The sequence below is a fragment of the Afipia massiliensis genome (genome assembly GCF_014203115.1).
GTDB lineage: Bacteria > Pseudomonadota > Alphaproteobacteria > Rhizobiales > Xanthobacteraceae > Afipia > Afipia massiliensis.
Genome location: NZ_JACHIJ010000007.1, coordinates 281,138 through 291,194, shown reverse-complemented (window position 1 = coordinate 291,194; position 10,057 = coordinate 281,138). Strand labels below are relative to the sequence as shown.

The window sequence follows — 10,057 nt, the reverse complement described above, 5'->3', positions numbered from 1 at the left end:
CTTCGGTAAACCTGCTCTTACGCATCGTCTGTCTCCTGGCTGGAGAACAGAAATCCTAACTCAAAATCGAGGGCGTTTCAGGGGTGCAGGTCACAAGCATATGCGACTTGGCTCCGCGGTGAGAGAACTCAATGGCAGCCCTTCGTGTTCTGGGCGACACAACAAAATGTGTCGCGTGACTCAGCATCTCGGAGCGCTCCAGAATGTTCTCGCGGGTATCCCCGGTTTCAACATTTAGGACGAGCGCTGAATCGTCGCCCCCCTCAGCAGCTTGGATGAAATAACCATCGCCCTCTTTGGAAACGATAGGAAAACCAACTACGACTTCGTCGGAGAACCTGAAAATACGGTCTTCTCGCCTTAACCTCGCAAGTTTCTGAAATAGATCCGAGTATGTCGCTGGTGTATCGTGATGCGCATGCATCACATACGCTTCGAATTTGCGCGTTAAACGCTTCGCCATTTTTTGCCCCTGAGTTTCTTCCCAGGACAACCATAGCGAGTAGCAACGGAACCCGATAGAACAAGTTCCAGTAGAACATAACATGAACATAAAGCAAGCCCGTTGCTCCCCTTCCTTTGCGAGAAACACGGCGCTTCGCCGCGCGCAGATGCGAAAAGCGCTCGTTTGAGAACGCTGAACGGCACGCGGTCGAGAGGGTCCGCGGCCAAGTAAGGGCGCGATAGCGTCCGGCATGGGGGTGGGCCGCGCTACCTCTGAGCCGACCGTTGTAGGCGGCCTGGCCTGAGGCAGAATGAAAATATTTTTCTTCTTATCTCAAGTGTGTGGAATAATATTCTTTTATAGTGCTAGCTTTTGGTGAATTGAGAGAAAATTGACCCTATCCCGACGTCACCGCAATCGGTGGGTGAAACGGTGGGTGAAGAACAGACTGTGGCGAAGAAACTTAAGCTAAGTCATTGATTTCATTGGTGGGCCCGGCAGGACTCGAACCTGCAACCAGACCGTTATGAGCGGTCGGCTCTAACCATTGAGCTACAGGCCCCGCCGGTCCTCCGCCACAACGGCAGACAACGGTGCAAGCACCCCATACAATGACCGCCGCCGCCGGGCAATCCAAGGTGCACGCCACCCGGAACATATCCCGGCCTCCTGGCGCGGTTGGCTACATTTCGAGGGCTTTCTATCGAAAACGGCATTGGGCCGCCGTGATCCTCAGGCGACCTCGCCCGCCAGTTCATCGATAGCGTCAAAGACCAGATCGAGGTCGTCCGCGGTGCTGCAATAGGGCGGCATGATGTAGACCGTGTTGCCAAGCGGCCGGACCAGCAACCCGCGCGCGAGAAACCCGCGATAGAGGCGCGGGCCGATATCCGCCAGGTAGCCCGCATCCTTCGCCACGATATCGAGTGCCGCGATGGTTCCGATCTGACGCAGATTGGCAAAACGCCGGTCGTCGCGAAACCGCGTGAGCCTGTCTTTATGTAATGCTGCGATTGAACCGATCCGCTCCATCACCGGCTCGCGCTGCCAGATTTCCAGATTGGCCAATGCAGCCGCGCACGCGACCGGGTTCGCAGTGTACGAACTGGAATGAAAGAACGTCTTGCTGCGGTCGGTCGAATAGTGCGCGTCGAAAATGTCGGCACGACACAACGTCACCGCCAGCGGTACCGAGCCTCCCGTCAGCCCTTTCGAATAGCACGCGATATCAGGTGCGATACCCGCCTGCTCGCAGGCGAACAAGGTGCCGGTCCGCCCCCACCCAGTCATGACTTCATCGGCGATGAACAGAACGTCGTGCGCCTCGCAGACCCGCTTCATTTCCGCCAGGACGCTCGCTGGATAGATCAGCATACCGCCCGCACCGAGGATGAGCGGCTCGATAATCAACGCGGCAACGTCGCTGCGCTTGCACGCCGCCTTCAGCGCGTCCAGCGTCGCCTCCTCACGGCCGGCGGCAGGGAACGGAATGCGCTCGACATCGAATAGCAGCGGGTCATACGGCGCATTGAACACGCCGCGTTCGCCGACGGACATGCCGCCGATGGTGTCGCCGTGATATGCGCCTTCCAGCGCCAGAATCCGGCTCCGTTTGATGCCGCTATTCTGCCAGAACCCCAGCGCCATTTTCAGCGCAACTTCGACCGAGGTCGATCCGCTGTCGGAGAAGAAGACATACTCAAGTTCAGGTGGCGTGATTTCAACCAGATGCCGCGCCAGCTTCTCCGCCGGCTCATGCGTGAAGCCTGCGAAAATCACCTGATCCAGCCGGTCGATCTGATCCTTGATAGCTTTCACGATGTGTGGGTGGCGATGACCATGGGTCACCACCCACCACGACGAGATGGCATCGAAAATGCGACGGCCGTCGGCTGTCTCGAGCCAGGCGCCCTCCCCTCTGGAAATCAGGGTTGGTTCGGGTTGCACCGCATGCTGCGTGAATGGATGCCAGACCGGAGACTTTGTCATAGGCCTGAGCCTTTCAGAAAGTCATCGGCATTGAAGTGTTGCGCAAACGCCGTACGCAACGCCTCGCCCGTGAGCGACGCGAGAAGCGGCAATCTGCCGAGATACCGGGCCTGACCGATCTTGCAGATGATCCGCTCGGACTCGGCATTTTCATCGCCGATGAACGCGACACCAAGCAAGGGAACATTGCGGGCGCGCAGGGCCTCGATCGACAACAGGCTATGATTGATGGTGCCAAGCGTGGTCCGTGCACACAGCGCAACCGGGGCAGCCCAATGGGCCATGACATCTATGTAGGTCAGATTCTCCGCCAATGGGACCATCAGGCCACCTGCGCCCTCGATCACCAGAGACCGATCGACATCCGGCAATGCGAGCATGTGCGGGTCGATCGTAACACCGTCGATTTTCGCCGCGAGATGCGGCGAGGCCGGCGTCTTCAGCCGGTAAGCCTCGCGCAGCATGCGCTGTTCGGACAGACCGGACAGCCGCATCACCGTTTCGCGGTCGGTCTCCTCATCGAGGCCAGCTTGCACCGGCTTCCAGTAAAATGCGTCGAGCGCGCCGGCGAGCGCCGCGGCAAAGACCGTCTTGCCGATGCCGGTGTCCGTCCCGGTGACGACGACGCGGGCGTTCATGCTGCTTTCCGCATGTCTTCGGCAAGCGCCTCAAACAGTTCCGCGACCACCGCTTCATCGACATTCAGTGTCAGCGCGATGCGCAGACGCGCGGTTCCTTCGGGAACGGTCGGCGGACGTATCGCGCGAATATCGAATCCGCGCTGCTGAAGGGATGCAGCGACAGCGACTGCTGCGCGGTCAGCACCGATGACGACAGGAATGATCTGCGAGCCGGACGGCGCTATACCGCAGCGGCGGCGAAGCTCGCCACTTGCGAACTGCACCAGACCCGCCAGCCGCTCGCGACGCTCCGGATTTGTTCTGGAGATTTCAAGCGCCGAACGCGTGATCGCCGCCATCAGCGGCGACGGCGCCGTTGCGAAGATAAAAGGCCGCGCGCGATTGACCAGAAAATCGCGGATCGTGCGCGGCGCCAGGACAAACCCGCCGACAGTCCCCAACCCTTTGCCGCAAGTATGCAGCGTGATGACGTTGTCGCGTCCTTCGAAGGGAGCAGCCAGTCCCCGCCCCTGCGGGCCGAGCACACCGGTCGCATGCGCTTCGTCGATCACGACCATCGCCTCATGACGATCAGCAACGGCAAATAACCCCGCGACGTCCGGGCTGTCGCCGTCCATGCTGTACAGGCTCTCAACCGAAATCCATGGCCGGCCCTTGCCGCCGGCTGAGCGCCAGCGAGCAATCGCAGCATCGAACGCATCGATGCTGTTGTGCGCGACCGCGACACGATCGGCGCGGCCGCTGCGCAGACCCTCATGCACACTGGCATGAACCAGTTCATCATGAACAACGAGATCGCCGCGTTGCGGCAGTGTCGAGAAAATCGCATGGTTGGCGACAAAGCCGCCGCCAAAATAAAGCGCAGTCTCCGCGCCGAAGTAAACCGCAGCCTCGGCCTCGAGCGCTTCATGCTCGGGATGATTACCGCGCAGCAGGCGCGAACCGCCCGCGCCAACCGGAACGCCCCGCGCGATAGCGTCAGAGGCAGCACGCCTCAGTTCATCGGATTCGGCGAGGCCCAGATAATCGTTCGATGTGAAATCGATTCCAGCGCGGCCACGAAGTAAACGCAGTCGACCACGGCTCGCGAGATCGTTCAAATCGGCTTCGAATTTCTCAAGCATGCAGCGCTCCGTCGACGTGAAGAAAACCGGATACGGTTAGCAGCAACTGCCGGTCAACGACTTGTGTGGACCATCCACTTTCGCAGACGACGCTAAAGCTTCTGGTTTCTTTCATTAACGAGAACCACGCGCGGTTGAAACTGCCGCGCCTCGGCTTCATCGAAACTCGCATAGGCCACGATAATGACCTTGTCGCCCATCATCGCGAGCCGCGCTGCCGCTCCGTTCAAACCAATTGTGCCTGAGCCCGCAGGCGCCTCGATGACATAGGTCGAAAAACGCGCGCCGGTATCGATGTTGTAGATATCGACCCGTTCGTTGATGAGAAAGCCGGCAGCATCAATCAGTGTGCGATCGATCGAGATCGACCCTTCATAGTGCAGGTCCGCCTCCGTCACGCGTGCGCGGTGGATTTTCCCCTTCATCAGCGTGACGTGCATCGGCCTGCCCTGGTTCCGGCGCGGACGTTTCGCGCGAGAGTCCGTTAGGACGACCGTTTGCCGAGGTCAAGACTTTAGGGGGAACCGGCTGTCAGGCGAAAGCCATGCGCCGCCGGCGTGCGCGCATCAGCAGCGCCACGACGATGGCGATATTCAAGGCATTCCAGCCGGCACCGTTCAGGAAGGCTGCCGCATAGGAGCCAGTCGCATCGAAGATGACGCCGGAAATCCACCCACCGAACGACATGCCGAGCACGGATGCGAAGATCACGATGCCAACACGGGTCCCGGCTACATTTGAGGGCATCGATTCCCGCACGATGATGGCGTAGCTCGGCACAATGCCGCCCTGAAACAGGCCGAACATCGCGGAGATGATATACAGCGAGGTCAGCCCGTCGAAGAACAGATAGAACATCAACGCAACGCCCTGCGCGATCGAGCCGACCAGCAGCGTACGCAATCCGCCGATGCGATCGGCGAGAAATCCGGAACCGATCCGGCTGACGATTCCGAAGGCCAGCATCAAGGACAGCATTTCAGCGCCTCGCGCCACGCCGTAACCAAGATCGCCGCAGTAGGCGACGATATGAACCTGTGGCATCGACATCGCCACGCAACAGGCAATTGCCGCAATGCCAAGCACCGTGGTCAGCGCATTCGTGCTGATTTGCAGGTCGACGCGCGGTGGCGGAGCATCTTCGTGCGAACGCGCCGATTCACTGCCGATCTGCCAGCGCAGAACGGCAACGACGACCGCCATGATGATGGTGCAGCCGATTCCGATCGCGATATGGGTGGCGCGCCATCCCGCATAGGCGGTGCCGCGCTCGACGATCGTTGGCCAGAACGTGCCAGCGATATAGTTGCCGCTCGCAGCGATGGTGACGGCAAGTCCGCGGTGGCGATCGAACCAGTGCGATGCCTCGGTCATCAGCGGCCCGAAGGTTGCGGCAGCACCGAGACCGATCAAAAAGTGCATGAGATTGAATTGCCAGAGCGCAGCGGCGTAGCCTGCGCCGAGGTAGCCGAACAGCATGGCCCCCATGCCGATCGCAATCGCCAGCACGATGCCGAAGCGGTCCGACAGTTTGCCCATGACCACCCCGCCGAATCCAAAGCCGAGCATGGTGCAGGTGAATGCCAGGGATGCCGCGCCGCGCGTCGCGCCAAAGTCGGCCTGGACCACGGGCATGACCACCACCACCGACCACATCCCGACGCTGCCGATCGACCCAACGATCAGGGCAATACCCAGCCGCACCCACGCCGCGCGTGAGTCGGGGGTAAAAGTCGTGGAATGAGAGTGTGAATCAGTGGAGCCCGGCACGGAGGCAACTTCGTCGGCCTTGCTCCGCCGGTCAAGTCATTCTCCGAATAGTGGTTATGCGAGAATATCATCCTCCAAGAGGCCAGCATTTCGGCCACCGCCTTTCCCGTTAACTCTTTCCTAACCATAAACTGGGCAAATTTTGCCGGGTGAAGTCGAGTGTCGTCGGTCGCTGAACGGGGAATGCCCGTGGATGCCAGTGCGGTGCCTCACTTTAGGAGCGGTGGCCCTTCGGCCGCCGCCCAAACCTTTGGGGCTCGCGAGCGACATTCGCGGGGGGAAGCGGCGACGATGGTTGATGTGACGGCGGGTCAGGGCAGCGCGGCGGCCAGTTCCGGATTTCCCAGCTTCAGCGACATCGGCACCATGCTCAAGCGAGGCGACCTCGCGCTGGCCTTCGGTGTTCTCACTATTCTGGTCGTGCTGATCCTGCCACTGCCCGCAGTGGTGCTCGATCTGTTTCTGGCGATCTCGATCACGCTGTCGATCCTGATCCTGATGACCGCGCTGTTCATTCAGACGCCGCTCGAATTCTCGGCGTTCCCGACGGTCCTGTTGATCTCGACCATGCTGCGGCTGTCGCTCAACCTCGCCTCGACCCGCCTGATCCTGTCGCATGGCCATGAAGGCACCGCCGCCGCCGGTCACGTCATCGAGGCGTTCGGCAATTTCGTGATGGGCGGCAATTTCGTCATCGGCATCATCGTCTTCACGATTCTCGTAATCGTGAACTTCGTCGTCATCACCAAAGGTTCGGGCCGCATCGCCGAAGTCGCAGCGCGCTTCCACCTCGACTCGATGCCGGGCAAGCAGATGGCGATCGACGCCGACCTGTCCGCCGGTCTGATCGACGAGAAGGTCGCCAAGCAGCGCCGCAAGGAGATCGAAGACGAAAGCGGCTTCTTCGGCGCCATGGACGGTGCGTCCAAGTTCGTGCGCGGCGATGCTATCGCCGGATTGCTGGTCGTGTTCATCAACGTGATCGGCGGCATCATCATCGGCGTTGCCCAGCAAGGAATGAGTTTCGGAGACGCCGCCAAGGTTTATACGCTGCTGACGGTAGGCGACGGCCTCGTCACGCAGGTGCCGGCGCTGATCGTCTCGACCGCAGCGGGCCTCCTGGTGTCGAAGGCTGGCGTCACCGGTGCCGCCGACAAGGCCATGATGAAACAGTTGTCCGGCTACCCGCAGGCGCTTGGGATGTCGTCCGGCGTGATGCTGGTGCTGGGGCTGTTGCCGGGCATTCCAATGCTGCCTTTCCTGTTGCTGGGCGGCGGTGCCGGCTGGCTGGCCTGGAATGCACGCACCCGTAATCATACCGTCAAGGCAGAGGAAGCGCGTGAGGCGGCAGCTCCAGCCGCGGCCGCAGCAGCCGCTGCGGCGGCCGAAGAGCCGATCTCGAGCGCGCTCAAGATCGATGATCTCAAGATCGAGCTGGGTTACGCGCTGCTGCCGCTCGTCAACGGACCGGACGGTACTGATCGCCTGACCGACCAGATCAAGGCCCTGCGCCGCTCGCTCGCCACCGAGATGGGCTTCGTGATGCCCGCCGTGCGCATTCTCGACAATGTGCAGCTCGAAGCGAACACCTACGTCATCAAGATCAAGGAGGTCGATGCCGGAACCGGGCGCATCTGGGCGAACCAGTTCATGGTCATGGACCCGGCCGGCAACCAGGTCACGATTCCGGGCACCCATACCACCGAGCCGACATTCGGATTGCCAGCGACCTGGGTCGATGCGTCGCTCAAGGAGGAGGCCTCGCTCAAGGGCTACACGGTGGTGGATTCTGCGACCGTCCTCTCCACGCATCTCACCGAACTGCTCAAGGGCAACATGTCGGATCTGCTGTCCTACGGCGAGGTCCAAAAGCTGCTCAAGGACCTGCCAAAGGAACAGGGTGAACTGGTCAAGGACATCGTGCCCAACCAGATCACGGTGTCCGGTATCCAGCGCGTCCTGCAACTGCTCCTGGCCGAACGCATTTCGATCCGCGATCTCTCCACGATCCTTGAAGGTATCGCCGACGGGCTCGCCTTCTCACGCAATCCATCGACGCTGTCGGAACACGTACGTGCCCGACTGGCACGGCAGATTTGCGCGCAAAACACATCGATGAACGGATACCTCCCGCTGATCGCGCTCAGTGCGAAATGGGAGCAAGCCTTCGCAGAGTCGCTGATCGGCACCGGCGAAGAGCGCAGCCTGGCGATGCAGCCATCCAAACTGTCCGAGTTCATGACCATCGTGCGCGACCGTTTCGAGCAGGCCGCACGCGAAGGGGAAGCACCGGTGCTGGTGACGTCGGCCGCTATCCGGCCGTTCGTACGCTCGCTGGTAGAGCGTTTCCGCGCCCAAACCACGGTTCTCTCGCAGGCTGAAATTCATCCTCGCGCCCGCCTGAAAACGGTCGGAAGCATCTGATCCAATGGCCGGCTGGAGGCGAAATGCCTGCGGCATTCTGGTCACAGACAAGCTTTTCGTGGCGAATCAGAATTTCGTATACTGCGTCGCAGCAAAAAAATGCTATCTAAGCTATTGATTTAACTCACAAACATAAGATTGGTTTATCGACCTCTCGGAAGTTCAAGACATTTCACTCGTTTGTGAAGGGTGCTTGGAAACAAATCCCTGCCAATTACGTTCTTAACACGTGGGACTTTGAACCCATGGGCATGCGGACGAGACAAACGTTCGGATGCATCAAAAAGGCGGCGGGAGGTTTGTATGAACCATTCGTTTTACAGTGCGGACCGCATGACACATTTGAAGATCGTCATCGTGGCGCTTGTCGCTGCAATCGGCGTCGCCGGTTTCAGCATTTCCGCACGCCTTTCCGACAACGGCCTCACCCAGACCGCTCGTGCCACCGGTCCGGCGATCAAGGCGAATAAAGCCGTCGTGTTGACCAGCTCGGATCAATCAGCGATCCGCTAAAAAGGATTTACGAATTCACAAGGCTCTCTTCCCCGCCCCCCGAAGTCGCCTTGTGATTGCTCAGAAGACCCCAAGTCTGAGACCAGAAAACGCCCGCTCCCCACGGGCGTTTTTTGTTGCGCGAATGTCAGAATGTCAGCGTGGCAGTGCAGAGGCCGGAAGCGCAGGTACGCTCTCAACCAGCTTGCCCGTATAGACGATCGGTCCAGTGGCCACGCCGGTCGGCGAGCCGCCTTCGGGCTCGATGGTCACCGCAAACGTGGCCTTGTTGATCGTATCGGTATCGTAAGCAGACAACGCTGGGCGGATCGTAAAGTCACTGCCGCCAATGACGCCGAGCGAGCGCGGACGTGGCAACTTGTCCGACACCAGCCAAAGCTCAAAGCTCTTGCCGGGCTCAGGTGTCGCCCCAACCTTGCGGACGGTGAAATTCTTCGTTGCGGTGTCCACCGTCAGGATGAAGGCAGGCGCCGTGGCGTTCTGCTGAAGCACCGCCACGAACTGCGCGGCCGGCGCAGGCGCAGGTGCCTTGACTTCGACGACCTGAATCTGCGGCTTGATCCGAAGTTTTTCCGGCAGCAATTCGGGGCGGTATGCCTGAAGCGCGATCACGCCCGCAAGCGATGCGGCGACCGCCGTCATCACCCATCCAAATGTCTGTCCGCCGTTCTTGCGGCCGGCCAATGGAACGACGTTCGACGGTTGTGCCGCGACCGGCTCGGGTACGGCCTCGGGCGTCTCGGCGGAAACGGGAGTTTCTGCCGGCGCATCGGCCGCAACAGCGGTCACGGCAGGTTGCTCCGGACCAGTGGTCTGCTCTGCCTGCTCGGCAACCACAGGTGCCTGTACAGACTCTGTGACCGGTTCTTCCGGCTTCGGCTCTGCCTTGGGCTCTTCAACGATGACCGGCTGAGGTCCCACCAGACCGAGGGCTGCGCTGATGTTGTCCCACAGATGCGGCGGCGGCTCCACTGGAGCGACCATCTGGTGCAATGGGCTCAGCTTGCGATCCCACGCATCGACCACTTCCATGAAGCCGTGATCAACGATCATCATGGTTTCGACGAGCGCGCGCTCGTCGGCACTGAGAGTACCGAGCGCGTATTCCGCGGCAAGCGCGATATGGTCTTCGCTGTAGTTCATCTCATACC

Annotated in this window: 9 protein-coding genes and 1 tRNA gene; 2 read left to right on the top strand and 8 right to left on the bottom strand. The window is 60.4% G+C overall.

Going from position 1 to position 10,057, the window contains the following annotated elements:
• Positions 1-55: 55 nt before the first annotated feature.
• From HNQ36_RS22560 to HNQ36_RS22530, 7 genes are all read right to left on the bottom strand, one after another.
• Positions 56-463 (bottom strand): hypothetical protein, encoded by a 408-nt coding sequence (locus tag HNQ36_RS22560; RefSeq protein WP_184089122.1) that lies wholly within the window; start codon positions 461-463, stop codon positions 56-58.
• A gap of 468 nt (positions 464-931) precedes the next feature.
• Positions 932-1,007, bottom strand: a tRNA-Ile gene (locus tag HNQ36_RS22555).
• A gap of 170 nt (positions 1,008-1,177) precedes the next feature.
• Positions 1,178-2,434 (bottom strand): adenosylmethionine--8-amino-7-oxononanoate transaminase, encoded by a 1,257-nt coding sequence (locus HNQ36_RS22550; RefSeq protein ID WP_184089119.1) that lies wholly within the window; start codon positions 2,432-2,434, stop codon positions 1,178-1,180.
• A complete protein-coding gene (bioD, locus tag HNQ36_RS22545; RefSeq protein WP_184089116.1) occupies positions 2,431-3,072 on the bottom strand; it encodes a dethiobiotin synthase in 642 nt (213 codons plus the stop codon). Before bioD ends, HNQ36_RS22550 begins: the two co-directional genes overlap by 4 nt.
• A complete protein-coding gene (locus HNQ36_RS22540) occupies positions 3,069-4,199 on the bottom strand; it encodes an 8-amino-7-oxononanoate synthase (RefSeq protein ID WP_184089113.1) in 1,131 nt (376 codons plus the stop codon). The genes bioD and HNQ36_RS22540 overlap by 4 nt, the downstream gene beginning before the upstream one ends.
• Before the next feature lie 92 nt (positions 4,200-4,291).
• A complete protein-coding gene (panD, locus tag HNQ36_RS22535) occupies positions 4,292-4,639 on the bottom strand; it encodes an aspartate 1-decarboxylase (RefSeq protein ID WP_184089110.1) in 348 nt (115 codons plus the stop codon).
• Between the two features lie 91 nt (positions 4,640-4,730).
• A complete protein-coding gene (locus HNQ36_RS22530) occupies positions 4,731-5,969 on the bottom strand; it encodes an MFS transporter (RefSeq protein ID WP_184089107.1) in 1,239 nt (412 codons plus the stop codon).
• A gap of 291 nt (positions 5,970-6,260) precedes the next feature.
• Here HNQ36_RS22530 and flhA point away from each other — a divergent pair, with 291 nt between their 5' ends.
• Together flhA and HNQ36_RS22520 are read left to right on the top strand one after the other, a co-directional pair.
• A complete protein-coding gene (gene flhA / locus HNQ36_RS22525; protein WP_046827432.1) occupies positions 6,261-8,393 on the top strand; it encodes a flagellar biosynthesis protein FlhA in 2,133 nt (710 codons plus the stop codon).
• Positions 8,394-8,696: 303 nt separating this feature from the next.
• The gene (locus HNQ36_RS22520) at positions 8,697-8,906 is read left to right on the top strand and encodes a hypothetical protein (protein WP_046827433.1); all 210 of its coding nucleotides are present in this window, start codon (positions 8,697-8,699) and stop codon (positions 8,904-8,906) included.
• Positions 8,907-9,041: 135 nt separating this feature from the next.
• Here HNQ36_RS22520 and HNQ36_RS22515 read toward each other — a convergent pair whose 3' ends face one another.
• Positions 9,042-10,049 (bottom strand): anti-sigma factor, encoded by a 1,008-nt coding sequence (locus HNQ36_RS22515; RefSeq protein WP_184089104.1) that lies wholly within the window; start codon positions 10,047-10,049, stop codon positions 9,042-9,044.
• Positions 10,050-10,057: the final 8 nt, after the last annotated feature.

Bases quoted from the DNA above. Each gene is read 5' to 3' on its own strand.
- HNQ36_RS22560 (WP_184089122.1), bottom strand. From the start codon at position 463: ATGGCGAAGCGTTTAACGCGCAAATTCGAAGCGTATGTGATGCATGCG.
- HNQ36_RS22550 (WP_184089119.1), bottom strand. From the start codon at position 2,434: ATGACAAAGTCTCCGGTCTGGCATCCATTCACGCAGCATGCGGTGCAA.
- bioD (WP_184089116.1), bottom strand. From the start codon at position 3,072: ATGAACGCCCGCGTCGTCGTCACCGGGACGGACACCGGCATCGGCAAG.
- HNQ36_RS22540 (WP_184089113.1), bottom strand. From the start codon at position 4,199: ATGCTTGAGAAATTCGAAGCCGATTTGAACGATCTCGCGAGCCGTGGT.
- panD (WP_184089110.1), bottom strand. From the start codon at position 4,639: ATGCACGTCACGCTGATGAAGGGGAAAATCCACCGCGCACGCGTGACG.
- flhA (WP_046827432.1), top strand. From the start codon at position 6,261: ATGGTTGATGTGACGGCGGGTCAGGGCAGCGCGGCGGCCAGTTCCGGA.
- HNQ36_RS22520 (WP_046827433.1), top strand. From the start codon at position 8,697: ATGAACCATTCGTTTTACAGTGCGGACCGCATGACACATTTGAAGATC.
- HNQ36_RS22515 (WP_184089104.1), bottom strand. From the start codon at position 10,049: ATGAACTACAGCGAAGACCATATCGCGCTTGCCGCGGAATACGCGCTC.